25 protein-coding genes are annotated in these 23,405 nt (G+C 60.0%); 17 read left to right on the forward strand and 8 right to left on the reverse strand.

Translation table 11 applies throughout. From position 1 onward, the window contains the following. Window positions 1-1,096: 1,096 nt before the first annotated feature. The 3 genes from AC522E_RS04840 to AC522E_RS04850 are packed head-to-tail and all read right to left on the reverse strand — an operon-like array spanning window position 1,097 to window position 3,774. Complete coding sequence (locus AC522E_RS04840; protein WP_500749257.1) at window positions 1,097-1,882, reverse strand: SDR family NAD(P)-dependent oxidoreductase; 786 nt, start codon at window positions 1,880-1,882, stop codon at window positions 1,097-1,099. A gap of 4 nt (window positions 1,883-1,886) precedes the next feature. Next, window positions 1,887-2,534, reverse strand: a complete 648-nt coding sequence (locus tag AC522E_RS04845) for a response regulator (RefSeq protein ID WP_500749258.1) — start codon at window positions 2,532-2,534, stop codon at window positions 1,887-1,889. Between the two features lie 46 nt (window positions 2,535-2,580). After that, window positions 2,581-3,774 (reverse strand): sensor histidine kinase, encoded by a 1,194-nt coding sequence (locus tag AC522E_RS04850; RefSeq protein ID WP_500749259.1) that lies wholly within the window; start codon window positions 3,772-3,774, stop codon window positions 2,581-2,583. 215 nt (window positions 3,775-3,989) lie between these two features. Between AC522E_RS04850 and AC522E_RS04855 the strand changes: the two genes are divergently transcribed. Together AC522E_RS04855 and AC522E_RS04860 are read left to right on the forward strand one after the other, a co-directional pair. Next, a complete protein-coding gene (locus tag AC522E_RS04855) occupies window positions 3,990-4,469 on the forward strand; it encodes a fasciclin domain-containing protein (RefSeq protein WP_500749260.1) in 480 nt (159 codons plus the stop codon). Between the two features lie 75 nt (window positions 4,470-4,544). Beyond that, on the forward strand, window positions 4,545-4,784 hold the full coding sequence (locus AC522E_RS04860; protein WP_500749261.1) for a DUF378 domain-containing protein: 240 nt from the start codon (window positions 4,545-4,547) through the stop codon (window positions 4,782-4,784). Between the two features lie 617 nt (window positions 4,785-5,401). On the opposite strand, the gene AC522E_RS04865 is transcribed toward AC522E_RS04860, so the two are convergent. From AC522E_RS04865 to AC522E_RS04875, 3 genes are all read right to left on the reverse strand, one after another. Continuing rightward, the gene (locus AC522E_RS04865) at window positions 5,402-5,707 is read right to left on the reverse strand and encodes a tetratricopeptide repeat protein (protein ID WP_500749262.1); all 306 of its coding nucleotides are present in this window, start codon (window positions 5,705-5,707) and stop codon (window positions 5,402-5,404) included. Next, the gene (locus AC522E_RS04870) at window positions 5,700-6,356 is read right to left on the reverse strand and encodes an HD domain-containing protein (RefSeq protein ID WP_500750589.1); all 657 of its coding nucleotides are present in this window, start codon (window positions 6,354-6,356) and stop codon (window positions 5,700-5,702) included. The genes AC522E_RS04865 and AC522E_RS04870 overlap by 8 nt, the downstream gene beginning before the upstream one ends. Window positions 6,357-6,832: 476 nt before the next feature. Next, entirely contained in the window at window positions 6,833-7,828 is a 996-nt protein-coding gene (locus tag AC522E_RS04875; protein WP_500749263.1) for a GlxA family transcriptional regulator, read from the reverse strand. Between the two features lie 225 nt (window positions 7,829-8,053). Between AC522E_RS04875 and AC522E_RS04880 the strand changes: the two genes are divergently transcribed. The 5 genes from AC522E_RS04880 (at window position 8,054) to AC522E_RS04900 (ending at window position 12,351) form a co-directional block, all read left to right on the forward strand. Next, on the forward strand, window positions 8,054-8,695 hold the full coding sequence (locus AC522E_RS04880) for an HD domain-containing protein (RefSeq protein WP_500749264.1): 642 nt from the start codon (window positions 8,054-8,056) through the stop codon (window positions 8,693-8,695). Window positions 8,696-8,938: 243 nt separating this feature from the next. Continuing rightward, window positions 8,939-9,412, forward strand: a complete 474-nt coding sequence (locus AC522E_RS04885) for a cupin domain-containing protein (RefSeq protein ID WP_500749265.1) — start codon at window positions 8,939-8,941, stop codon at window positions 9,410-9,412. Window positions 9,413-9,451: 39 nt separating this feature from the next. Then, window positions 9,452-10,441, forward strand: a complete 990-nt coding sequence (locus AC522E_RS04890) for an NADP-dependent oxidoreductase (protein ID WP_500749266.1) — start codon at window positions 9,452-9,454, stop codon at window positions 10,439-10,441. A 202-nt stretch (window positions 10,442-10,643) separates the two neighbouring features. Further along, a complete protein-coding gene (locus AC522E_RS04895; RefSeq protein ID WP_500749267.1) occupies window positions 10,644-11,417 on the forward strand; it encodes an HD domain-containing protein in 774 nt (257 codons plus the stop codon). Between the two features lie 214 nt (window positions 11,418-11,631). Beyond that, window positions 11,632-12,351 (forward strand): SDR family oxidoreductase, encoded by a 720-nt coding sequence (locus tag AC522E_RS04900; RefSeq protein ID WP_500749268.1) that lies wholly within the window; start codon window positions 11,632-11,634, stop codon window positions 12,349-12,351. Between the two features lie 484 nt (window positions 12,352-12,835). Here AC522E_RS04900 and AC522E_RS04905 read toward each other — a convergent pair whose 3' ends face one another. After that, window positions 12,836-13,702 carry a LysR family transcriptional regulator gene (locus tag AC522E_RS04905; protein WP_500749269.1) on the reverse strand — a complete coding sequence of 289 codons (867 nt, stop codon included), beginning with the start codon at window positions 13,700-13,702 and terminating at the stop codon, window positions 12,836-12,838. Between the two features lie 107 nt (window positions 13,703-13,809). On the opposite strand from AC522E_RS04905, the gene AC522E_RS04910 reads away from it, so the two are divergent. The 4 genes from AC522E_RS04910 to AC522E_RS04925 all read left to right on the forward strand — a co-directional run bounded on the left by AC522E_RS04910 (window position 13,810) and on the right by AC522E_RS04925 (window position 16,926). Beyond that, complete coding sequence (locus AC522E_RS04910; protein WP_500749270.1) at window positions 13,810-14,814, forward strand: zinc-dependent alcohol dehydrogenase family protein; 1,005 nt, start codon at window positions 13,810-13,812, stop codon at window positions 14,812-14,814. A gap of 220 nt (window positions 14,815-15,034) precedes the next feature. Then, a complete protein-coding gene (locus tag AC522E_RS04915) occupies window positions 15,035-15,538 on the forward strand; it encodes a DUF302 domain-containing protein (protein ID WP_500749271.1) in 504 nt (167 codons plus the stop codon). Between the two features lie 31 nt (window positions 15,539-15,569). After that, window positions 15,570-15,869, forward strand: coding sequence for a tautomerase family protein (locus AC522E_RS04920; protein ID WP_500749272.1), 300 nt, complete (start codon window positions 15,570-15,572; stop codon window positions 15,867-15,869). 508 nt (window positions 15,870-16,377) lie between these two features. Further along, window positions 16,378-16,926 (forward strand): helix-turn-helix transcriptional regulator, encoded by a 549-nt coding sequence (locus AC522E_RS04925; RefSeq protein ID WP_500749273.1) that lies wholly within the window; start codon window positions 16,378-16,380, stop codon window positions 16,924-16,926. A gap of 121 nt (window positions 16,927-17,047) precedes the next feature. Here the strand turns inward: AC522E_RS04925 and AC522E_RS04930 are convergent, their stop codons facing one another. Next, complete coding sequence (locus AC522E_RS04930) at window positions 17,048-17,947, reverse strand: LysR family transcriptional regulator (protein ID WP_500749274.1); 900 nt, start codon at window positions 17,945-17,947, stop codon at window positions 17,048-17,050. A gap of 126 nt (window positions 17,948-18,073) precedes the next feature. On the opposite strand from AC522E_RS04930, the gene AC522E_RS04935 reads away from it, so the two are divergent. From AC522E_RS04935 to AC522E_RS04960, 6 genes are all read left to right on the forward strand, one after another. Further along, window positions 18,074-18,988, forward strand: a complete 915-nt coding sequence (locus tag AC522E_RS04935) for an SDR family NAD(P)-dependent oxidoreductase (protein ID WP_500749275.1) — start codon at window positions 18,074-18,076, stop codon at window positions 18,986-18,988. Between the two features lie 117 nt (window positions 18,989-19,105). Then, the gene (locus AC522E_RS04940; protein ID WP_500749276.1) at window positions 19,106-19,975 is read left to right on the forward strand and encodes an NAD(P)-dependent oxidoreductase; all 870 of its coding nucleotides are present in this window, start codon (window positions 19,106-19,108) and stop codon (window positions 19,973-19,975) included. A gap of 628 nt (window positions 19,976-20,603) precedes the next feature. Then, window positions 20,604-21,029, forward strand: coding sequence for a nuclear transport factor 2 family protein (locus tag AC522E_RS04945; RefSeq protein ID WP_500749277.1), 426 nt, complete (start codon window positions 20,604-20,606; stop codon window positions 21,027-21,029). Continuing rightward, window positions 21,026-22,132 (forward strand): Gfo/Idh/MocA family protein, encoded by a 1,107-nt coding sequence (locus AC522E_RS04950; protein ID WP_500749278.1) that lies wholly within the window; start codon window positions 21,026-21,028, stop codon window positions 22,130-22,132. Before AC522E_RS04945 ends, AC522E_RS04950 begins: the two co-directional genes overlap by 4 nt. Before the next feature lie 104 nt (window positions 22,133-22,236). Further along, window positions 22,237-22,869, forward strand: a complete 633-nt coding sequence (locus AC522E_RS04955; RefSeq protein WP_500750590.1) for an alcohol dehydrogenase catalytic domain-containing protein — start codon at window positions 22,237-22,239, stop codon at window positions 22,867-22,869. Further along, on the forward strand, window positions 22,779-23,363 hold the full coding sequence (locus AC522E_RS04960) for a zinc-binding dehydrogenase (RefSeq protein ID WP_500749279.1): 585 nt from the start codon (window positions 22,779-22,781) through the stop codon (window positions 23,361-23,363). Before AC522E_RS04955 ends, AC522E_RS04960 begins: the two co-directional genes overlap by 91 nt. The last annotated feature ends 42 nt before the right edge of the window (window positions 23,364-23,405 follow it).

The following is a 23,405-nucleotide window of genomic DNA, read 5'->3' on the forward strand; positions in this document are numbered from 1 at the left end:
GGCTTAAAGCGGACATCCCAAAGGGGCAGAGGATATCGCTTGCTCCTCCTTCCCTCAGGATCTCGCGATGGTGTCGATCCACTGCCCAAATCGATCAGCAGTTTGCCGGCTGCTGGCGAGAGGAAAATGCTCGTCAACCATCTCTTGTCTTGGTACTGTAGCAACCCACTCGCGACATGCGGTTGGGATCACGCCTAATACCGCGCTATGCAGGCTTTGCATTGGGGAGGTCATGTAGGCAAGGAGCGTTCCCGACAATTGACGCGGTGATCTCGATAATCGTCCTCTCAACATTGACCATAGCGAAGGCGCCTCCATACTGCCGGGTCTAGAGGAAATTTAATTAGGAGACGACACTTCGGATCTGCCTCGAAGCGGCTCCCCAGACTTCATGCAGAGGTCTATTTTGTGAGCTCTCGTATGATTGCGGTCAGCTCGAGGCCGGCCCGCCGAGTTGAGTCGCTGTCGTAATGCTCATCACCGACCCGCGCACTGTTGTGTTGCAGCACTCCTTGGGTCAGGTGAGGGTATTCCCCGCCAAAATAGGTCACCGTCGCTCTAGCGGCGAAACGCGTGTGGGCTCAGCCCGACTCCAACTGTGACTTCTGCTGTATTGGTGATTGCTGCTCCCACAGCAGAGTAGGTGAGGGGCTGTCCTGTGGCCGCGATCCATAGCGGGCCGGATAGGTTCTCCAATAAGCTATCCGGAAGAGGCTGATTGCCTACCCTCTTCCCCTTCGTGCCATCGGCCTCTTCTCCGAGGAGAAGAGGCCTATAGGTGGTGAGATATCGGACTATGAGTGGGTTCAGATAGTCCGGCACGCATCTCTCATCCACGCGGCCGCCCTTCGTATCCTCGGCCTCGAGGATGATCCACCAGCTGCCGTCAAGTTGGCGGAAGCTGGATCCTAGCATTAGCTCGCAAAAGTTCTTATGCCGGATGGGGCGAACCGCGGCAGTCTTGAACCACTTTGAGCTGGCCGGACGAATGTCTGCAGCCGCGCAATAAGCGGACCTTTACATGGCCACGCTTAATGGCGGTTCGTGACCCGAATGCCACCTTGGAACTTGTGCAAGAAGGGCATTATGTTCTCTGTCAAAAGGGTATTGACTGCCCATCCCAGGCAAAGAATTGACCAGTTTGCGCCGCCGTCAGGGCATCCGTAAGAGCCAGCAACCGCTCGGCACAATACGCCGGTGAGAACACCTTCTGGATTGTTCTGCCACCCTGAAAGGGGTGACTCAGGGCTGTATCGACCGTTCCAGGATGGAGAGCGACACATACGGCTTCCGGTCTTTGGCGAGCGAGCTCAATCGCAATGGTTCGCATGAACTGGTTCAGGGCTGCCTTCGATGCCCGGTAGCCGTACCAGCCCCCGAGGCGGTTGTCCTCGATGCTGCCGACTCGCGCAGAGAGGACCGCAAAGACGCTTTTGCCCGCTTTCGGCATGAACGGAAGCACATGCTTGGCCACAAGGGCCGGACCAATCGCATTAATGCAGAAGCTCCGGAGAAGACGCTCCAGATCAAGGGTGCGATAGGTCTTCTCAGGCAGGAGGGTGGTATCGTGGAGCAACCCTGTCGCCACCAGGACGAAGCGCAGGGGACAGCCTTCGACAAGCTGCTCGGCTGCGGCGGCAATACTCGCTTCGCTCTCAAGGTCGATCCGTCCCTCACGCACGCCCGCCAAGCTTCGGTCGGATCCTGAGCGCGAAAGCGCATGAACGGTTTCAAACCCTCCGCGCGCGAGAAGGTCTGTGACGGCGGATCCGATGCCGCCGGATGCACCGATGACAAGGGCGCGAGCCGGGCGTTCAAGGCTGTTCAAGAGGGATGAGGTTGAGGCAGATGGAGGCATCGCAACATCCGTTCTTTGTGGCATGAGCTCAGGCTTGGATGATCTGCATCCTGACGGCGTAGCGAACCAGGTCGGGCAGAGAGTTGAGCTCCAACTTCCGCATCGCGGCGGTGCGATGGGTCTCTACCGTCTTGACGCTGAGGTCCAAGAGGCGCGCGATCTGCTTGTTGCTTTTGCCTTCGGCCAGAAGTTGCACGACCTCGCGTTCGCGTGACGTCAGGCGTTCGGTCGTTGGCCCCCCCTGCGTGACCTGTCCCCCTTTGAGAAAGCCGTCCAGGACAACTTCCGACACACGCCCAGCGAAGTAAGGCTTTTTCTGCGAGAGGCTTTCGACGGCCGGGATAAGCTGACGCACCGCATCTGATTTGAGCAGGTAGCCCCGGGCGCCAGCGCTCAGTACCTCCCTGATCAACTCCTCGCTCTCGTGCATTGTAAAGATCAGGACTTCGGTGTCCGGCAGGCTCTGCCGGATCCGACGGGTCGCTTCGAGGCCGTTGAGCTCGGGCATGGACAGGTCGATAACGGCCACGTGGGGCCGATGCTCGAGGGCGAGTTCGATGGCATCCCTGCCGTTCGAAGCTTCCGCGCAGACCTGCCAGCCGACATGCTGTTCCAGGAGATCCTTGAGCCCACGCCGGACGATATCGTGGTCATCGGCGAGAAGAATGCGAAGCATGATGAATCCTAACGGCAGACCGGGGCATCCCTGAGCACTCGGCCGCTCAAAGCGGTTGATCCGAAGCCACGGGCGTGATCGGCGCCCTGGCGCTCACGTGGGTCCCCGAAGGGCCCGAACGGATATCGAGCTCGCCGCCGAGTTGTTCAAGGCGCAGCCTCATGCCTGAGATGCCGACACCGATCTGTCGGGCTTCCTCGCTGCCGGGGTTCACGAGACTTCTGAGCCCTGTGCCACTATCCACAACGTCGAGCTGAACCATATCCTCAGTTCGATACAGAGCAAGCCGTGCCCGCTTGCTGCCCGAGTGGCGGTGAACGTTCGACAGCGCCTCCTGAGCGACCCGGTAGAGCGCGGTGGCAGTGGGCCTAGGCAAAGGCGCACCGCCATTCTCGATGCTAATGTCGACCTGAATGCCGCTTCGTTGGGAAAATCCTCTGGCGAGCCAGCTCAAAGCGGCCGTGAGCCCGATGTCGTCGAGGAGCGGTGGGTGTAGGAGATACGACAATGTGCGGACTTCTTGGAGGCTCTGCTCGGCCAGTTCGAGGGTCTCCACGAGGACGCGGCGGGCCGGCTGCCCGGCATCGCGCAGCCCCTCGTGCAGGCGTGTCGCGTTCAACGTGATGGCCAGCAGGTTCTGGGCCGTGGTGTCATGAAGCTCGCGCGCGATGGCGCGCCGCTCCTCGTCTTGCAGATGCATGAGGCGGCCGCTCAGCCGGGCTAATTCCTCCTGCGTGCGTTTGACCTCGGTTATGTCTTCATGCGCGATGACGATCCGGCGCGTCTGCGTCTGGTCCGGCCGGGTCACCCGGAGCTGGAACCAGCGCGGCCCCTGCGGGCTGCGGCACGGATATTCCATCCGAAACTCGGAGCGGTTGCCTGCCATGATCTCCCGCAGCGCCTCCGCGGTTCGTGCCGCATCTTGCGACACGGCTGCCGCCGCCTCGCAAATAGCCAGATAATTCATGCCGACACCGTGGTTCTCGGAGGCATAGCCGGAAGCATGGGCAAAGGTACGCCAAGCCTGGTTGACCGCGATGATCGTCCCGGCTTCGTCAAGCACCGCGATATGGGCCGACAGGGCATCCAGGGTGGAGCGCAGTACGGCCTCGGCCTCAACCTCGGGCGCGATCAGAGTCGGAAGGCTTTGAGCGTGCGGCGCCCTTGAGGCCGCGCGACGCCGTTTTTTGGATCCTGAATGCTCCGCGGATGAGGCATCGTTGGGGGTGAGATGGTCCATTCTGGCCTCAATCTCGGCTGTGGGGTGCTGCCATATGGAAGTCTATCTCAGTTCCTCTTGGTCTTCACATGGCAACTGCAGTGAAAGCAGGCCTCTACGGTGATTTTCCGGCGTCACTCAGGATACTCCCGATGCAAAGCAGGTCGGTCTCCGGACATATCCATCGAGGCTAGCGCCGGTGAACCGACAGGGCGCAGCGATCAGAGGACAGGACAATGAACGTGAAGTATAGTGCTTACGCCGTAGCCGCCATGCTCGTCGCGGCAAGTCCGGCCGCTGCGGCGGACCTCGTTGAGACCGCTGTCAGCAACGGCAGCTTCAAGACTCTGACGGCCGCCCTTCAGGCAGCCGGACTCGTTGAAACGCTCAAAGGCAAGGGGCCCTACACGGTCTTTGCGCCTACCGACGAAGCTTTCAAGAAGCTTCCGGCCGGTACGGTCGAGACACTCCTAAAGCCCGAGAACAAGGCGCAGCTTCAGAAGGTACTGACCTATCATGTGGTCGCCGGAAACGTCATGTCTGGCGACCTCAAGGGTAAGACGACAAACGCCAAGACCGTCGAGGGCGGCGCCGTGCGGATAGATGCAAGCGGCAATACCGTCAAGGTAGATGACGCGGTTGTCACACAGGCTGATGTCAAGGCATCCAACGGCGTCATCCATGTGATTGACAGGGTGATTATGCCGAAATCGTAGTGTCTTCGCTTCGTGAGGATGGCGGCGCGGCACCATCCATGACTAGGCAGCGCCATTTGTAACTAGGAGGAGTCAATGAAAACTCTCAATATCGTTACGCTTGTTCTTGCCATCGTGGGCGCCGTGAATTGGGGGCTCGTTGGCCTCTTCCAATTTGATCTTGTGGCGGAACTTTTTGGGGGACAGCAGGCTGCCCTCGCACGGATGGTCTACACGCTCGTCGGCGTGGCGGGCGGTGTCCAGATCGTGATGCTGATACGTGCGCTGTCTGGCGGGACCGGTGACTCTCGACTCACGGCGAGCGTTCATCGCTAGAACCGTACCTGCTGACAGCAACAGCTTAGATCTCTAGGAGGTTGGCGATCTCGTGGGATCGCCAACCTCCTGTCCGCCCTGAAAGTAAAAGGGCGTAACAAGCCGCAATGCCGGAGGCACACGCGCAGGGGCGATAGCGAGTATCCTGGAACAGGATGTCGGCCTATGTGATCTCGACAAGACGCATGCGGGTCCCAACTTGACCGCTCCAAAATACGCTCGCGTCCAATTCCACTGTAAGGCCGGGGACTAAAGCACTTCAAAGCATTGATCAGCGCAGGGCTTCTGCATTGTCGCTTTGCCGGATTGTACTGCTCACTCTTGTTGCGCCGGCGAAACCGCAAATGGTTCACGAAGTATGGGCAAAGGTCAGGTCCTGACCCTGAGCCCACCTTCCGCGCTGGCCTCAAGCCTCAAGGCGCGGGCGTCGGAGCCCAAAGCAGCCGCCTGCCGTTGCGCGTCGGCAATCTGCGCCGGTGTCATGGACGCAGCGACACTTGCGAGATTCGCTTCTGCCGTCTCGATTAGCGTGCTTTCTATGGGCCGCAGGGCAGCCAGCTGAAACCAGAGATAAGCCTGCCTCAAGTCCGGCGGCACGCCCCGGCCGTTGGTATAAATTATGCCAAAATTGTACGACGTATCGGCGTACCCTTGCCACCGGCCTTGCGGTACAACGCGAGCGCCCGAGCATCGCTCTGCGGTATGCCTCGACCGTGGAAATACATCAGACCAAGATTGTACTGCGCGGCCGCGACCCCCTGTTCGCCGGCTTTGCGGTACCAAGCCGCACAGAGAAGACGGGCACGCTCACGGGAGACACTACATGGACGGTAAAGCGGTCCGATGCGCTTGAGGGGAGCCCGTGGTTTGGGTCGTCTCAAAGCTAGTCTTCGCAAGGCAGTTCGCGGGCCATGCTCAGTCACAGTGACATTTCCGGTGCACCCATCGCGAACTCAGCATGACGCTGCAGATGTTCTGTCGCTGGAAATTCGGTTCCTTTTCCGCAAGGAAATCGTCGTTCATGGTGCCGAATGTGCTGTCAGGCCGATGCTTCATCCCCTGATAGAACGCTTCAATCATCCGGTGCTCGAAGTCGTTGCCACGCGGATAGGCAGCGATCACCGCCTTGCGCTGTTTGTCCGTGAAGTCATCATAGTCGCGCCCGGCGACGTCCATTCCCGCCCCCGCCTGGATCAAAGCGATCTCCGGATCCATGAACTCAGGAATGCCTGGGGTCGTGTGGAGAGCGATCGCGATCCAAACCTTCTTGATATCCGCTTCAGGAATGCTGCGGCTTCGCAGAAAGTCGCGTGCGGCATTCGCCCCATCCACCTCGAAGCGAAGCTGACTTTTCCGATAATTCTCTGTGAGACCGATATCGTGGAACATAGCGCCCGTATAGAGCAGCTCCGGATCGAACTTGAGGCCTCTTCGCTTTCCTGTCAGGGCGGCCCAAAAATAAACCCGAGTGGAATGATTGAAGAGCAGTTCGGATTCCGTGTCGCGAACGATCTCCGTCACCTCATGCGCGAGCTTGCTATCAGGGACTTTGACGTCGTCAGTGATAGTCATTGATGTGCCTCCGTTCAGTCCTTCGACCTTAAGGAACTGCAGCCCTCTTCTCCATGTTCGCGACAATGCAAAAATGGACACCTGATCCGTCAAATATGACACGCACTCGATCCAAGTGCGATCGACATCCTGGCCTTGCTTGGTGTCCAGATGCTCGACATCACGGGACATCCGGAAGACTTTCCAGGAGGGAACATTCAAGCCAGCAAGCCCGCGCTTCACACGCCCGGCCTTTACGCTAAAGACCGGGAGTGGCTCCGCCGGCTTTCCCCGGAGCGCATAGTCTATCACCCGGACGGGCCTGAGGTCAGCATCTCTTCGAGAGGCTTCCATCCATGCCTGCTACGGACAACATAAAGCTGTTAGGTTCGCGTAGGCAGCCCAGACAGAGCGGTGTTTTCGGTCGGATGCACGTCGTTTTGGGTCAGGCCGCCTCCGCAGGCCAGTCGGTCAAAGCAGTGAGTCGTACGTGGAACCTAAGTGACGCCAACCGGCTCACGGGTCGGACTCGCCTGGCGAAAGCTGGCGCGATACTGGGCCGGCGTTACGCCGAGCCGCTCATGGAAAACAATCCGCATGCGATCCGCTGTCCCAAACCCGCAATCATACGCAACCGCCTTGAGCGGACGATCGCTCCCCTCGAGCAGCATGCGAGCGGCATCGATCCGGGCACGCTCGACGAATTCGTGCGGCGTGATTCCGGTTTCCTGCACGAAATGGCGGGCGAGATTGCGGGCGCTCATGCCGACGACGGCCGCAAGGGATTCGAGGGTATGACGGCCTCCGATATTGGCCATCACATGATCCTGGATGCGAGCTATTGGCGAGGCCGGATCGGCCGGCGCGGTGAGATACGGGCTGAACTGCGATTGACCGCCCTGGCGCTGGGCCGCCACCACCAGCCGTTTCGCCACGGCTAAGGCAACACCCGGCCCGTGCCGCTCGCGTGCCAGCGCCAGAGCGAGATCGATCCCTGCGGTAACACCAGCTGATGTGACCAGCCGGCTATCGCGAACATAGATGAGATCCGGCTCGACAATGGCGGCTGGGAAACGCGCAGCGAGCTTTTGGGCAATCTGCCAGTGGGTCGTGACCCGGTGCCCGTCGAGCAATCCGGCATGACCGAGCGCGAAAGCTCCCGTGCAGATTGAACCATAGAGGCGCCCACGTGACGGTGCCGACCGGAGCCATTCGGTCAGCTGCGGATCAGGGGCGGCGTAGGGCAACTCGGGGCCGCCCGCCACCAGCAGGACATCAAAGCCGCCGGCGGCCTCCTCGAAGCTCAAATCAGCGATCATCTGCATGTTGTTCGATGCTCGCAGCGGCGCACGGTGGGGGCCGACCAGCACCGTCTCGTATCGCTCCGCCGCCGGGATATAGGCATTGGTCTCCGCGAACACGTCCACCGGCCCGGCGACGTCGAGGGCCTGGACGCCCTCGTGAATCACTATTGCAATCGTCTGAACCGTCATGGTTGGTCCTTACCGATCTGGCGCAAATCAATGTGCCGTTGTCCTGATCGGCAGGTCAAGCCGCGTTGTCAACCCGACCCGCAAACGCCAGAAAGGACACAGGACTTGCGCCGGCGCTCCAGTCTGATCTGCCAGCTGGCACGGTTCTATTGACAGCAACGACAAGGTCTCTCGCGCGCCGGTTCACGCCACGGCGAAGCCTTGTCTCGACAAAGAGTGCATCCCATGGCCGAGATCATTGCTGGCATTCGTGTCCCTGACAGCGCGATCGCACGTGCGGCGACGCAACTCGTGCGGGATACTGAGGACAATCTGCTATACAATCACAGCTGCCGCGTCTTCTTGTGGGGTGCGCTCACCGGTGAACGGCGAGGCCTCAGGTACGATCCCGAGCTGCTCTATCTGGGGGCGATGTTCCATGACATGGGGCTCACAGAGCGCTACTCGAGCCCCGACCTCCGCTTTGAGGTGGATGGTGCCAATGCGGCACGGGAGTTCATGAAGGGCTACGGCGTTTCCGAGCGCGACATTGAGGACGTCTGGACCGCGATTGCCCTCCACACGACGCCTGGCATCCCCGAGCACATGCGCCCGACGATCGCACTCGTGACAGCGGGTGTCGAGATGGACGTGCTCGGCATCGCCTATGATGAATTCTCACATGAACACCGGCACGAAGTTTGTGCGTGCCACCCGCGCGAGGCGAACTTCAAGGAAAATATCATCGATCACTTTGCTCAAGGCATCATCAAAAAGCCCGAGACGACGTTCGGCAATGTAAAAACCGACGTCCTGGCGCTGAAGGATTCCAGCTACCAGCGGAAGAACTTCTGCTCGATCATTCTCGGCTCGGCTTGGCCGAGCTGACCTCCGCCTTGCGGAGAGGGTTCCTAGGTCACCAACGAAGGAAGACAGCCCCATGACCGAGAACGGCACCAAAGTCGCCACTGTCACCGGGGCCCCGCGTGGCATCGGGAGGTCAGTCTCGCGGTGAGGGATGACCAGTGCCGGCTGGTGCTGGCCCTGAGCTTGGAGCTCACGGTCGAGCGGCTTGTGCCAATCATGACGGCAGGATCAGCTCGGTTCTTGCCTTAAGATAAGGACAGGACAATGAAACTAGGAAATATTACGCGCTCCATCGGCACCGCCGTTGTAGCAGTTGCGCTTGGGATAGGGACTGGGCACGCCCACGGGCCTGAGTGGAAGGCCGCCGCTGTTTCGCAGAAGGCGGGAGAGCCGGACCTGCATGAGACAGTGACGCCTGTCTTCCAGCGCACAATCCCCAATGTTCCAGGCCGAAGCATGATCGCCGTCGTCGTGAGCTACCCACCCGGCGCGAAGTCGGCGGTTCATCGCCATGCCCCGTCGGCCTTCATCTATGCTCATGTGCTGTCAGGCGCAATCCGCAGCCAGGTCGACGATGGGCCTGCGAAAATCTACCATGCTGGCGAAGGTTTCTACGAGGAGCCAGGCGCACAGCACAGAGTCAGCGAGAACGCGAGCGTCAACGAACCTGCCAGCCTGCTGGCTGTCTTCATAGTCGATCCCAAAGAGAACCCTCTGACGATACCGAAGCGGAAGTAAAAATTCCCGCGTCCCTAAGTCTCTCGCAAGGAGCCTAAGATGACCACCGAAAGCACTGGCCATGAAGCCGTTCCGGACCAAGTCCATGCATTGATGATGGCATGGCGTGTGCATGAGTTTGGTCCTCCGCAAACCATGCAGTTGGAGCAAATCCCTCGGCCAGACCCTGGCCCCGGTGAGGTTCTGGTCAAGGTTAGCGCAGCCGGGGTTGGTCCCTGGGATGGTTGGATCAGAGGCGGGCAAAGCGCGCTTCCGCAGCCGCTGCCGCTGACGCTCGGCTCGGACCTGTCCGGCGTTGTCGAGGCCGTCGGTCAGGATGTGACCGACCTTCGCGTCAGAGATCAGGTTTATGGCGTCACGAACCCGCGGTTCATCGGGGCCTACGCTGAATACGCCGTCGCTACGGCGGCGATGGTCGCACGCAAGCCAACCTCGCTCAGCCACATCGAAGCAGCCTCCGTTCCCGTCATCGCCGTGACGGCCTGGCAGGGACTGTTCGATCAGGCGCAACTCATGGCTGACCAGACCGTCCTCATTCATGGGGCTGCTGGCAATGTCGGTTCGTACGCGATCCAACTCGCCCGGCAAGCCGGCGTTCGGACCATAGCCACGGCTGCTGCAGAGGACCTCAGCTATGTGCGCGAGCTTGGCGCGGACACGGTGGTTGACTACCAGAGCGAGCATTTCGAGGATGTGGCCAGGGACGTGGATGCCGTGTTTGATCTGGTCGGCGGTGACGCGCAAACGCGCTCGTTCCAGGTCCTGCGTCGTGGCGGCAAGCTGATCTCTGCCGTTTCCCAACCGGACCAGGAGCTTGCAAAAAGCCTCAATGTCGATGCAGCCTTCTTTCTGGTCAATGTCACAACCAGGCACCTGACGGAGATCGCTGGCCTGATCGACCGAGGTGCATTGAGAACGCGGGTCGGCGCAGTCCTTCCCTTTGCGGATGCACGTGAGGCTCACCTGATGCTGGAAGGCATACGGCGTCCGCCGAAAGGAAAAATCGTTCTCGCAGTATCCGCCAAGTAGATCATGTCGGCGGGCGCTTCAGGACGGAGACATGGCAGCGGCACAGGGCCCGCGCTTAGCAAGCAACTGAGGTCTGTCCGCGCGCACCACCATTGTGCTGCGTGTTGCCAGAGCACGTTTTAGTGGGTCGTGCCGACGAGGCGGAGCAGAACGTGATCCGGCCCTGTGTGAGCACACTCGGTTTAGCAATAGGAGAAAGACCATGAGGATTCGTACGATCTTCACTGCTACTTGCGCTGCTCTCACCATCGCGGTTGCCGCGGTCGTTTCGACCCCAGACGGTCAGGCCGAAACGCCCGCGCCTCAATCCGGTCAGCCGGTGCCGGACGCCAACGATGGGGCTTCCGGAATAAGAATTCCTGACAGCCAATTGGCGCGCGACGCAGCTAAACTTATCCGCGACACCGAGGGCGATCTTCTGTTTCAACACTCCACGCGCGTCTATTACTGGGCTGCCTTGGCAGGCAAGCGCAAGGGCTTGGGTTTTGACGCGGAGCTTCTCTACGTCGCGGCTATGTTCCATGATTTCGGCCTGACGGCAGGCTACGGGGAGAGCCACGCGCGCTTCGAGGTGGATGGCGCGAACGCGGCACGTGACTTTCTACGCAGCCACGGCGTTTCGGAAGTCGACAGCGAGAGAATCTGGCTTGCGATCGCGCTCCACACGACCAATGGAATTTCCACGCACCTGTTCCCTATTGCGGCACTCCTCGCCGAAGGTGCCAACATGGACCTTGTGGGCGCGGGCTATGACGATTTCACCGCCGCCGAGCGGAACGCCGTTGAAGCCGCTCATCCGCATCCGCCACAATTCGCGGAAGATTTCCAGCAAGCCCTCTATAACGGCCTCAAGCATCGTCCCGAGACTACCCAAGGCACCGGTCTGGCCGATGTAATGGCCTATAAAGATCCGAATTTCCGTCGCAGAGACTTCAGCAGCCTGATGCGCAACTCGCACTGGGCTACCGGAAAATGACTGGGATATACCACGGTCCGACTGACACCTTCCGCCATGTGTACAGGCGTAGAGCTTCCTCCGGCTCCACTAGGGCGAGACTGGCGCTGAAGATGCTCGATCTGCCGCCGTGATCCAATGCAAAGGGCCGGCTCGGGCTAGCCGCCCGTCAGAAATCGTAATTCCGGGTCAGGCGCGCTTGCGGCCACCCTTGTTCACGAAGGACAATGACATCATGACAAAACGGACATTTCTCGTCACCGGCGCCAGCAAAGGCATTGGTCGCGCGCTCTCAACGCGGCTCGCCGATGCGGGTCATCATGTGGTCGGCATCGCCCGTGGCCAGGATCCGAGCTTTCCTGGCACGCTGGTGTCGGTTGACCTCAATGACAGCAAGGCCTCAGCGGAAGCCTTCGCCGATCTCGCTCAGCGCCATTCCTTCGATGGCGTCGTCAACAACGTCGGCCTTGTGCGGCTGCATCGCGTCGGCGAGATCGAGCTCAAAGACGTGGACGACATCATGCGCGTCAACCTGCACCCGACGATCCAGACGGTGCAGGCGGTCCTGCCGACCTTGCGGGCGAAGGGCTGGGGCCGTATTGTCAACATTTCCAGCCTGACCGTCGTCGGCATTGCTCAGCGCTCTGCGTATGCGGCCGCCAAGGCAGCGATCAACAGCTTCACGCGCACCTGGGCGCTGGAACTGGCCGAGACCGGCATCACCGTCAACGCGGTGGCACCTGGCCCGGTGGAAACCGCCTTGTTCCGTCAGAACACGCCCGTCGGCAGTGAGGCTGAGCGGGGATTCCTTTCGCTCATCCCGATGCGGCGCCTCGGCAAGCCGGAAGAAATTGCAGCGGCCGTTGCCTTCCTGCTCTCGGAAGAGGCTGGTTATATCACCGGGCAGACCCTGTTCGTCGATGGCGGTGGATCGATCGGGAGGGTGGCTATCTGAGCTGAAAGGACAGGGTGACAAGGAACTATGATTCCGTCGTTCGCGGTGGCAGCACGGATGCTACCGTTAGGATGCGGAGTAGGTCCGGTCGCAGCAGGAGGCTGAAGAAACGCTTTGGTCTGATCATGGGGTCATTAGCGGGCATTCGTGAGGGCCAGAAGAATGCCAGCATCTGACCCGGTGCGGACCTTCCGCAATCCGAGCAGCACATTAAGCTCAAGTCCCAAAGCACTTACGTACGATCTAAACGTCAAAGACATCGGCCGCTTGAGAATTTTGCGTCCAATTGGTCAAAGTTATGGATGCGTCCTATACTTCATCTTAACTCAATTCGGGCTCGTAAGTCTGTACTAACAAGGACAGAAATCAGAATAAATCCGTTGTCGCACGTTCGGCTCTTTTGCTTTACTGCCACAGTAGATCTGGCTATGCCTACCGAAAGATCCGTCTCTAGCCATTTGCAGTGATCGGATCTGGTCGAGCACTAGTCTCTGGCGCTCGTGTCCGCCAGCTTTCCGATGACGAGATCTAGGAGCGCCCGGAGCCGGGCTAACCGTCTCATGTCCCGGTGATAGCCAACCCACGTGTCGCGGTCGGGCGGTTCCTCACCGAGGTCGACCCGCTCCACTCCGGGGAGCGCATCGCCGAGTGGTCGTGGCAAAACGGCGACACCAGCGCCTTGGGCACACATCTGCCCCTGTACGTCCCTGTTGTTGCTCCGTGACACGACGTGAGCATTCGGAAGCATCCGCTTTAACCAGGCCGCATCCGGCAGGGTCGCCAAGGCTGTATCCATAGTGATCAGTGGCGTGCCGATCCCGTCGCCAGCACGCGGGTGCTCCAGGCCAGATTTGATGTAGACACCATAAGGAATGCGCAGGAGGCGGCGAGAGATCACATCCGGGTCATCGAATGGTCGGATCCGGAATGCCATGTCGGCCTCCCGTCGCACCAAGCTAAGATGTTGTGCGCTCGTCACCAACTCGACGACGACCCGTGGGTGCAAGCGAGCGAACTCGGCCAGGATGGGTGTCAGCATATGGGTCCCGAACCAGTCCGAAGACGAGACGCGGATGGCCCCTTCGAGTTGCTGGTCCTGACCCGAAAGCTGGCGCTGGATTGCCAGCACCTCTTCCTCAATCCGCTCGGCGTGAGACAGCATTGCGCTACCCTCATCCGTTAGGATGAAGCCGTCGCCTGTGCGTTGAAACAGTGTTTGGTCAACGTCCTGTTCCAGTGCACGCAGACGTCTGCCCATCGTTGGCTGGCTCTGGCCGAGCTTACGCGCCGCTGCCCCGAGAGTACCCTCGCGAGCAATGGCCAGAAAGATACGTAGGTCACTCCACTCCACGTGCGCTCTCCAGTCATTCATTTATGAATGGATTACGTGCATCATTGTCGATTTTCAAACAAGAACATTGCGCCCACCTTGTGGCCGGAATGCAAAAGGAGCAATTCATGTCTACAGCAAACGTGATGACGGCGGCGGTTCTCGATAGCCATGACGCTTCGTTCCGTGTGGGAACTGTCGCCCGTCCAGAACCAGGAGCCGGCCAAGTACTCGTTCGGATTATAGCCAGCGGCGTCAATCCGCTTGATACCAAAATTCATGCGGGCCAAGCGGCTCACGCCCGCCACCCAATGCCGGCCATACTGGGGATCGATCTCGCGGGCGTCGTCGAGGCGGTCGGTCCCGGTGTTACGGAATTCCAAAGGGGCGAGGAAGTTTATGGCATGACCGGTGGCGTCGGCGGCCATCAAGGGTCACTTGCGGAATTTGCGGCGGTTGATGCAGATCTGCTTGCGCCCAAGCCTGAGAACTTGACCATGCGAGAGGCGGCATCGTTGCCGTTGATCTTCATCACTGCATGGGAAGGGCTTGTCGACCGCGCTAACGTGCAGGCTGGGCAGAAAGTTCTAATCCAGGGAGGTGCTGGCGGCGTTGGTCATATTGCGGTCCAGATTGCCCGTGCCCGTGGTGCAGAGGTGTTCGCAACAGATTCCGGAGCCAACAGTCCCTACATCGAGCAACTCGGGGCTGTCCCAATCAACTATCATGCGATGTCCGTTGAGGACTATGTCGCCGCATACACCAACGGCAAAGGCTTCGATATCATTCTGGACACCGTGGGCGGTTCCACGCTGGATGCATCATTCCAAGCCATCCGCCGGTTCGGACATGTTGTGAGCATTCTGGGATGGGGTACGCATTCTTTGGCTCCGCTGTCTTTTCGTGCGGCAACCTATTCCGGCGTGTTCACATTGCTTCCTCTGCTGACCGGCGAAGGAAGAAAACATCATGGTGAGATCATGCGTCAGGCGACCCAGTTGGCAGAGGCAGGCAAGCTCGTCCCCCGTGTCGATCAACGCCACTTCACCCTGGAAACTGTCGGTGAGGCCTATCAGGCCATTCGGGATCGCGACGCGAGCGGCAAGCTGATCGTCAACATCGCGGACAAGTGAGTTCCAAATCCTATCGCTATAGATTTGAAAGGCCGCGTTTGGCGGCCTTTATAGCTCTTCAACACCAACGAGATGCTGTCCGGTAAGCGGCTGGCGCTCGCGCCGTGCGAATTCGTAAAATCAATGCGTTGTGGCAAGACGCTCTCGGATAAGGCTGCAACCATGCCGCTATCGCAGGTCCGCGGATATCTCAAGGCACCTCAAGGCTCAGTTCAGAATCATGGGTTGGGAGCAATCTGGTGCCTCGGACAGCCTTAACTGCGGTCGGCACCAAGTCCCTGACAACTGCTGTGGTGCTGAACTGCTCTTCGATCGGCGGAGCCCTGCGGAGGATGCAGTGAGACTTGAAAGCCCTTATTCATTCGCCGACACTCTGATCCGGTTGCAATCAACCCTTGAGAAAAAAAGCTTGAGGGTATTTGTGACGATCGACCATCGTGCGGCTGCCCGCTCGGTCGGACTGGACCTGCCTCCAACGACCGTCGTCGTGTATGGCAACCCAAAAGGAGGGACGCCGCTGATGCTCGCAGCGCCGGACTTCGCCCTCGAGCTCCCCCTCCGCGTTCTGGTTCGAGAGGACCAGCAAGGGAGGGTTTACGTGACCTACAATCCTTCAACAGCGCTCGAGGGCAAGCATGGACTTCCGAGAGGCATGGCCGAGCGGCTCGCGTCAGCGGAGACCGTCATCGCCGACGCTCTCGCAGCGCCAACATGTCAGAGTTGAACAGGCAACACTCAAAGTAAGGATGGAAACCATGCCTTTCGTGAATGTGAAGCTCGTCGAGGGCGTCTTTTCGACCGAGGAAAAACATGAGATGGCCAAGGCTCTGACCGACGTCATGGTCCGCTTTGAGGGATCCGAGGCCTTCCGTGAAGTCGTGTGGGTTTTGATTGAAGAGTTGCATCCGGATGGCTGGCATATTGGCGGCCGGCCCTTTGCAGGCCCAAAGTCGCTTATGGAGTCGTTAGGGCGCTCAAAAAGCATCGTGGAGTCAATTGACGGCCACCCAACCACTCGTGCCGAGTTTACCAAGGCAGCGCCTGTGCGCCTCTGACCTGCTCCCATGGAAGCAGCCTTCCTTCTGGAAGCATAACGTTGGCAAAAGGCCACCGCAGCCATTGGCCTTCGCCATGCCGCAGCTCGAGGCCATACGGCCGACTGTGCCAATCTAGTCCCCAGACCCGCACTGAACATTAGGTCTTTGCGCCTGAGGCCTGCACTCTGCGGCTCCGGCGCATTGTGCCTAGGCACGCCGGACCTGGCAATGCGCCTGCCGAAGACCTGCATGCATCATGACCGATACCTAGGTATAACGCCGATTGCGCTTATTGCTAAGAGACGCGTCCTCCAGGGTAAAAGATCGATCGCTTCATCGGGGCTAACGTCAGGTCATCGGGCCCAAGCCGATCTACTACGAAGGGGACGTTTCGATGTTTGTGAGTCAGCGCGCACAGATCGGGGCCCTCTCCGTCCGACGTTACGGGCCGCAAAGGTCGGAGACTCTCCCGCCGGATGCGGGACTGCCGATCGCTGGACCGATAGGGGAGCAACTTATCAAACAATTGACGCTCGCCCTTGAGCAAGCCCATGTGTCAGATCGCGCGCTGAAGGCGATCCTCACTGATGCGATCCAGATGGTGCTTGGGTCTTCAGAGAACCGACCTGATGACAATGCCGCGCATCCATCTACATACCTTAGCGGCAAAGGGCTCGCAAAATGGCGCTTGGGTCGCGTGGAGCGATATATTCGTGAGCACTTGCACCGGAACATCACTCTCCCGGAACTCGCCTTGGCGGCCGGCCTGAGCCGGATGCATTTCGCCAAACAGTTCAAGGCTGCTGTCGGCCTGCGTCCGCACGACTACGTGCTTGGCAAGAGGATCGAGTTGGCCAAATCTCTTATGCTCAATCCTGACGTTCCGCTCGTCGACGTCGCCATGAGTTCTGGGTTCCAGAGCCAGTCTCACTTCACGACCGTCTTCAGGCGGCTCGTGGGTGAGACGCCTCACAGATGGCGTTGTGTAAGAACAGCGGTCCCGCAGGGCGTTTCATCCGATCGTGGGGTTCCGTTCAGCAGCCATGTCCATCTGTCAGAATTGGAGCGCTCCTGACTGACCAATCAAAGAGTTGCCTGCAACTATGAGGGTAGCACCCGCGCGGCATTCCTCTGCAACCAGTCTTCGCTGGCGCTTCCTGACCTGGGTAGCCTCCGGGTTGAAGGGAGAGGACCTATCACCGCCGTGAGGCAGCCTCCCTGATGATTCCGATGAACGCCCGCAAGCTGGCAGGCACGTGCCGGTGGCCTGGGTAGTAGAGCGAAAGGCCAGGGAACGGCGGTGTCCAGTCCTCAAGGACCCGGATCAGTCGTCCCGAGGAAATCTCATGGGACACGGACCATTCGTTGACATAAGCCAGCCCGGCACCCTCCCGAGCAGCTTCGATCCAGAGCTCGTAATGATCGAGGGTGAGCGCCCCTTTCACGTCAACCACCATTTGTTCGCCCCACTTCTCAAACTCCCACTTGAGCATCGCGCCGCTCGGCAGGCGGCCGCGGATGCATTCGTGCGCGACAAGATCCCCAGGCGTTTTCGGACGCGCGTGGCTGTCGAAGTATACTGGCGCCCCGACCACGGCATACCGCTGCTCTGGCCCACAAGGGATCGCAATCATGTCCTGCGGCACCGCCTCAGCCAAGCGGATCCCGGCATCGAACCCCTCGGCGACGATGTCGACCAGACGGCCCTGGGTCACGAGGTCGACCTGCATTTGCGGGTAGCGCCGCATGAACTCGAGTACGATAGGCGTCAGGAGCTGCCGGGCGGCTCCTTCCGACATGTTGAGCCGCAGGGTGCCGGCGGGGCTATCCCGAAACACGTTGGTTGCGTCGATGGCCTCCGCGATCTCGCGCAGTGCCGGCCTGACCTTGGCCAAGAACTGATCCCCGGCTTCCGTGAGCGATACACTCCGGGTCGTGCGATTGAACAGCCGGACACCCATCCGCGCCTCTAACGCTGCAATGGCGTGGCTCAGAGCCGACGGCGACATCCCGAGCTCCGTCGCCGCAGCCCGGAAGCTGCGATGGGAGGCGACCGCCACAACGGCATTCAGTTCGACCAGACCAGTACGCGTCATTGTTCGATTTCCTGCATCACCTCATACGAATTTATCCTGCTTATCGCATGAGTGGGAGGGATTTACCTACGCACCAAGCTTCGGCTGATCAAAAGCCCCAGCAGCCACCACGCGAAGGAATGAACAATGACGCTCGTTACAACACCTTTTGGATTTGGCTCGACCGCCGCGGAGGTCGTGGCCGATGTCAACCTAACGGGAAAGCGCGTTGTCGTGACGGGCGCCTCCTCCGGCATCGGGATCGAGACGGCGCGAGCTTTGGCGGGAGCCGGAGCCGAGGTCACTTTGGGAGTGCGAAACGTCGAAGCGGGTGAGGAAACGGCTGCCGGGATCCGGTCGTCGACAGGCAATTCTGCTGTTTGGGTCCGCCATCTCGACCTGTCCGATCAAGGGAGCCTCCGCACATTTGTGGCCGACTGGGAGGGCCCCCTGCACATCCTGGTGAACAATGCCGGCATCATGGCTCTACCCAGCCTGGAACGCACCCCGGAAGGCTGGGAGATGCAGTTCGCCACCAACTTCCTCGGGCACTTCGCACTCACCTTCGGGTTGCACCGCGCGCTCGCAGCAGCACATGGCGCCCGGATCGTGTCGGTCAGCTCAAGTGGGAACCTGATCGCACCGGTGATCTTCGACGACCTTCATTTCGATTTCCTCCCCTATGATCCGCTCGTGGCCTATGGGCAGTCCAAGACTGCTTGCGCCCTGCTGGCAGTGGAGGCAACGCGGCGCTGGACCAGTGACGGCATCGTTGCCAATGCCCTCAACCCTGGCGCAATCGCCACCAACCTCCAGAAACACACGGGTGGTTTGAAGACGCCGGCCGAGCGCCGGAAAACGCCGCAGCAAGGTGCCGCTACGTCAGTGCTGCTGGCGGCATCTCCGCTCCTGGAGGGAGTCGGCGGGCGCTACTTCGAGGACTGCAACGAGGCCGCCACCGTTTCCAAACGTCCCACCGACTGGATGGGTGTCGCACATTATGCTCTCGACCCAGCCAATGCTGAGCGCCTCTGGAACGTCTCTGTGGGATTGATCTCTTGACGCGAAAGTCTGGCGCCACTCGTGCCGCTGGAGCCTGCACGATGAGGCAGGTCGGCCACGTCGGCATCCCTGCTGTGTCAGGAAGTGCAGATCATCGGGCCAAGGAGGCCTCTACTCATGACAACAACACATGAGACGAAACCAAGTTTCAACATCGGATTTATTGGTCTTGGAGACCAGGGTGGACCTATGGCCCGAGCCATTGGCGACTCTGGGCTCAAGCTGCACGTGTGGGCTCGCCGAACCCGATCCCTGGAGGCGGTTGCTGGCGTTCCTCATACCGCGCACACCAGCATCACGGCGCTTGCGGAGGCATGCGAAATCATCGGATTGTGCCTGAGGGACGATTGCGACCTATGGGATATCCTGGATCGGCAGGGGCTGCTGAAGGCGCTAAAGCCGGGTGCGATCGTGATCAACCATGGCACAGGCGATCCGGACGAGAACCGCCGCATCGCCTCCTACTTGGATGAAGTCCGCGTTGTTTTTCTGGACGCGCCCGTCAGCGGCGGCCGACCGGGAGCGGTCGCGCGCGCACTCACCACCTTTGTTGGCGGAGATGCGAGAGCGTTCGAACAGTCCCAACCTGTGTTTCGCTCCTTCTCAACACAAGCTGTGCACATGGGGCGCTCGGGCTCCGGGCAGGTCGCAAAGCTTCTGAACAACGCCTTGACGATGACGAACCTCAAGAATGCGGTCGACGTGTTTGGCTTGGCGGACACGTTGGGGCTAAATATCGCAAGTTTGTTCGACGCAGTTTCGGCGAGCAGTGGGTCGAGCGCTATATTGAGGGCCCTAGGAACCGCGATCACTCCCGGAATTGCGCCGCATCTCCAAGAGTTGATGAGAAAGGACATCGAGCACTTCGCCGACGCGATGTTGAGCAAGGGGATTGATGCGAACGAGGTGGTCGAACGGGGATTAGCCGGGGCAAACGGATTGCTCGATCTTGTTCAGCGGGTGACAGCGAGCGGACCCAACGCCTAACCGGTCCGACCAGTCTTGTCGCCGTGCGATCGTGAAGCAATCGGGCGGTTTGACAAGACAGCCCTCCGCGAAGAGCGCACGTTTCTGGTCGGGGAGGACACGAGGATGGCTGTGGGTCACGCAAGCAACACCTGCTCCGCCGCCGCTGACAGGACAATTGGGGCCACATGGGAGCGAGAGCGCATCCTCATTATCGATGCAAATCTGGTCGATCGGGAAAGGCTCACACGGGAGTTCAGGGCAGCTGGCTATGATGTGGCTGCCGTGAGAACGGGCGAGCAAGCCCTTCTCCTCCTGAGAAGCTGGCTGTCATGTTGATCGGATTAGCAGATCTGATCGGCTTGAAACCGTTGGCAGAGGTCTTTGGTGGATCAGCACAAGTGTAACAGGCTTGACGAAGACGAACCGGACAGGGCGACCTCGTCTGGGAACCGCTCTGGGTTGGCGGCGGCCCTCATCGTCAAGTCTGCAAACGTTGCAAGTTAATTCTGGACAGAATGCCACCATTATCTGCAATGATCTATCTGCTGGTCCGTGCGCACATCGAAGATGTGCTCAAGCGCTACACGCGGGCTGTCGACCGACTTGATGAAGATGCACTTCGAGCTGCTTTCATCCAGGCGCAACAATGCATGCGGCTGGGGCGGAAACTACTGCGGCAAACTTTTGTGACGTAGTCGTAGGCATCCTCCAGGAACTTGAGCTGATGCACCACCAGATCGGTAACATCCAGATCGACTTCGACGATCATGCCAACGGCGACGGCACAGTAGCGTTTGTCGAAACGTATTTCACGGCCATCCATAGGATTGGCCCGGCGGGATGGTCGCCGTTCGCACAGGCCAAACCTGGCGAAGATCTCATGATGCGTGGCCGTTACGTTGACCGCTTTGAGGATCGAGCCGGTCAATGGGCCATCGCCCATCGAGCCGTTGCTATCGATTGGGCACGGTTCGATCCGCCTGGTGATTGTGGAGTCGTCGGGATCTCCTCCCAACCCCGTGGCAGCTGCGATCATTCCCATCCGGTCCATCATCCAAGGAAATCAGCATGAGCAAGAACACAATCGGTGTTGGCGTGATTGGCGCAAGCACTCTCAATCCCGGCTGGGCCATGGCCTCGCACATCCCGGCGATCCAGGCGCTCCCTGACTTTGAACTGCGGGCTGTCAGCACAAGCAGCAAGGCCTCTGCCGAAGCAACAGGGCAAGTCCTCGGTGTGCCCGCCTTCGACAACCCTGAGGCACTCATCAATCATCCCGACGTTGATCTGGTCGTGGTCGCCGTGAAGGTTCCGCATCACCATAGCCTGACGGTCGCCGCGCTCAATGCAGGTAAGATGGTGTTCACCGAGTGGCCATTGGGCCGGACTCTGGATGAGGCCGAAGACCTTTCGGCCCGGGCCCAAAGGGCCGGCGTGCGAACGGTCATTGGGCTGCAAGCCAGATTTGCTCCAGCGGTGCAGTATGTCCGTGACCTGATCGCGCAAGGCCACATTGGTGATGTCCTGGCGACGAACCTCATCGGCACAGGCATGATCTGGGGGGATCAGATCCCCCGATCCTTCGCCTATACCCTTGACCGGCACCAGGGCGCCGGTGTGCTGCCAGTCCCAATGCTGCATGCTTTGGAGGCTGTAAACTTTGCTCTCGGCAACTTCGTCAGTGTCGATGCTGCCGCGGCAGTGCGCAGGTCAACTGTTCGTCTCATCGAAGAAGACCGTTCGATCCACGCTACTGCCTTTGATCATATTGCCCTCAGTGCAGCCTTGCAGAGTGGCGCTATCGTGTCTGTTCTGTACCGTGGAGCTCCGTCACGCGGTGATAATCTGCGTTGGGAGATCAACGGCACCAAAGGCGATCTTGTCCTGACAGCCGCCAACGGGAACGTCCAGGTTGCCGATCTGAAGCTCCAAGGCGCGTGGAACGACCAGACCGATGTTGCTCTGCTCGCGTTGCCCGAGACGTTTGCCGCTGCTCCCGGCGGGCTATCCGGCGATTTTGGCGCGAATACCCTGCGTGAGTATGCAGCACTCGCACGCGATCTCCGGGAGGGCACACAGCTCGCTCCCGATTTTGCCTACGCGGTGCAGCGTCACAAATTGCTTGATGCGATTCAAGAGGCAGCCAGAACTGGCAGTCGGCAGAATGTGGCATGACATGGCACAGCGCATAAAGCGGTGGGAGTTGAGTACCCCCCGGCATCGAGGCCCTGCGTCTTTTCGAGGCGGAGCGTCCTGTCCCAGGGGTAGGTGATGTACTTCTGCGAACGCAGGCCGTCTCGCTGAACGACCGCGACGGCGCCATCATTGAAGGCGCCATGGGGTCACCATGGAACGGCGCCTTGGTTCCCGACTCTGAAATGGCGGGTGAGGTGGTCGCACTGGGTGCGGGCGTGACACGGCTTGCTGTCGGCGACAGGGCGGTCATCAGCGACAATGTCAGCTGGACCGATGGGTCCAAGCCGCCGGGCGATGCCAATCAAGAGGCCGTTCTGGGCCGCCTGGCCGAGTATGCCGTCGCTCCAGAAGCACAGCTGGTCAGAGCGCCAGCGTCTCTCGATGCGGTAGCAGCAAGCACCCTTTCGGTTGCAGGCTTGACGGCCTGGTTTGCGGTCGTCGAGTTAAGCGCTGTTCGGGTCGGCCAAACGCTGGTGGTCCAGGGCACCGGGGGCTCGCTGTTCGCCCTTCAGTTTGCCGTCGCTCATGGCGCTCAGGTGATCGTCACCTCGAGCAGCAACAGCAAGCTCCAAAGGGCAACAGCTTTCGGAGCCAGTGACGGCATCAACCGCGTGGATCATCCGGAATGGCACCAGCGCGTGCTGGGATCACGGACGGGCGCGGGGCCGAGCACATCTTGGAAATGGCCGGAGGCGATAATGTCGCCCGTTCGTTAGAAGCGCTTTCGATTGGCGGCCGGGTGATCGGCCGGGTGTCCAGCCGCGAGAAAGTGGAACTCGCCAGGGCAGCCGGAGCCGATCACGTCGTGGTCGACGGGACTGGTGACTTCGCTGACGAAGTCCTGCACCTCACGGACGGAGCAGGTGCTCACGTGGTGTATGACGGGGTAGGGGCGGACACATTCCAGGGATCTCTGGCATCCCTGCGCCATCATGGAATGCTGGCCTATTACGGCCAGACCATCAAGCGGCAGCCGCCGATCGATCTGCTGGATCTGCCCAAGGGCGTGCTGGTCACCTATCCCGTGGTTCACCACCACGCCAGGACACGTTCGGATCTCCTCGGGCGTTCGCAGGCCCTGTTCGATCGAGTCCGGGAGGGCAGCCTTAAAGTACGGATCGGACACCAATACCCACTAGCAGAGGCAGCGCAGGCCCACACCGACATCGCATCGCGACGTACAACCGGCAAGCTTCTTCTCGTCCCATAATCGGCAGTTGTACCGAGTACCGGAAGGCTGACATTGCCTCGA

It is taken from the genome of Microvirga sp. BF8 (assembly GCF_059888585.1).

What these genes read in the sequence shown, in the direction of transcription:
- AC522E_RS04840 (WP_500749257.1), bottom strand. Translation starts at nt 1,882, where the DNA reads ATGCCACAAAGAACGGATGTTGCGATGCCTCCATCTGCCTCAACCTCA.
- AC522E_RS04845 (WP_500749258.1), bottom strand. Translation starts at nt 2,534, where the DNA reads ATGCTTCGCATTCTTCTCGCCGATGACCACGATATCGTCCGGCGTGGG.
- AC522E_RS04850 (WP_500749259.1), bottom strand. Translation starts at nt 3,774, where the DNA reads ATGGACCATCTCACCCCCAACGATGCCTCATCCGCGGAGCATTCAGGA.
- AC522E_RS04855 (WP_500749260.1), top strand. Translation starts at nt 3,990, where the DNA reads ATGAACGTGAAGTATAGTGCTTACGCCGTAGCCGCCATGCTCGTCGCG.
- AC522E_RS04860 (WP_500749261.1), top strand. Translation starts at nt 4,545, where the DNA reads ATGAAAACTCTCAATATCGTTACGCTTGTTCTTGCCATCGTGGGCGCC.
- AC522E_RS04870 (WP_500750589.1), bottom strand. Translation starts at nt 6,356, where the DNA reads ATGACTATCACTGACGACGTCAAAGTCCCTGATAGCAAGCTCGCGCAT.
- AC522E_RS04875 (WP_500749263.1), bottom strand. Translation starts at nt 7,828, where the DNA reads ATGACGGTTCAGACGATTGCAATAGTGATTCACGAGGGCGTCCAGGCC.
- AC522E_RS04880 (WP_500749264.1), top strand. Translation starts at nt 8,054, where the DNA reads ATGGCCGAGATCATTGCTGGCATTCGTGTCCCTGACAGCGCGATCGCA.
- AC522E_RS04885 (WP_500749265.1), top strand. Translation starts at nt 8,939, where the DNA reads ATGAAACTAGGAAATATTACGCGCTCCATCGGCACCGCCGTTGTAGCA.
- AC522E_RS04890 (WP_500749266.1), top strand. Translation starts at nt 9,452, where the DNA reads ATGACCACCGAAAGCACTGGCCATGAAGCCGTTCCGGACCAAGTCCAT.
- AC522E_RS04895 (WP_500749267.1), top strand. Translation starts at nt 10,644, where the DNA reads ATGAGGATTCGTACGATCTTCACTGCTACTTGCGCTGCTCTCACCATC.
- AC522E_RS04900 (WP_500749268.1), top strand. Translation starts at nt 11,632, where the DNA reads ATGACAAAACGGACATTTCTCGTCACCGGCGCCAGCAAAGGCATTGGT.
- AC522E_RS04910 (WP_500749270.1), top strand. Translation starts at nt 13,810, where the DNA reads ATGTCTACAGCAAACGTGATGACGGCGGCGGTTCTCGATAGCCATGAC.
- AC522E_RS04915 (WP_500749271.1), top strand. Translation starts at nt 15,035, where the DNA reads ATGGGTTGGGAGCAATCTGGTGCCTCGGACAGCCTTAACTGCGGTCGG.
- AC522E_RS04920 (WP_500749272.1), top strand. Translation starts at nt 15,570, where the DNA reads ATGCCTTTCGTGAATGTGAAGCTCGTCGAGGGCGTCTTTTCGACCGAG.
- AC522E_RS04930 (WP_500749274.1), bottom strand. Translation starts at nt 17,947, where the DNA reads ATGACGCGTACTGGTCTGGTCGAACTGAATGCCGTTGTGGCGGTCGCC.
- AC522E_RS04935 (WP_500749275.1), top strand. Translation starts at nt 18,074, where the DNA reads ATGACGCTCGTTACAACACCTTTTGGATTTGGCTCGACCGCCGCGGAG.
- AC522E_RS04940 (WP_500749276.1), top strand. Translation starts at nt 19,106, where the DNA reads ATGACAACAACACATGAGACGAAACCAAGTTTCAACATCGGATTTATT.
- AC522E_RS04945 (WP_500749277.1), top strand. Translation starts at nt 20,604, where the DNA reads ATGCATGCGGCTGGGGCGGAAACTACTGCGGCAAACTTTTGTGACGTA.
- AC522E_RS04950 (WP_500749278.1), top strand. Translation starts at nt 21,026, where the DNA reads ATGAGCAAGAACACAATCGGTGTTGGCGTGATTGGCGCAAGCACTCTC.
- AC522E_RS04960 (WP_500749279.1), top strand. Translation starts at nt 22,779, where the DNA reads ATGGCACCAGCGCGTGCTGGGATCACGGACGGGCGCGGGGCCGAGCAC.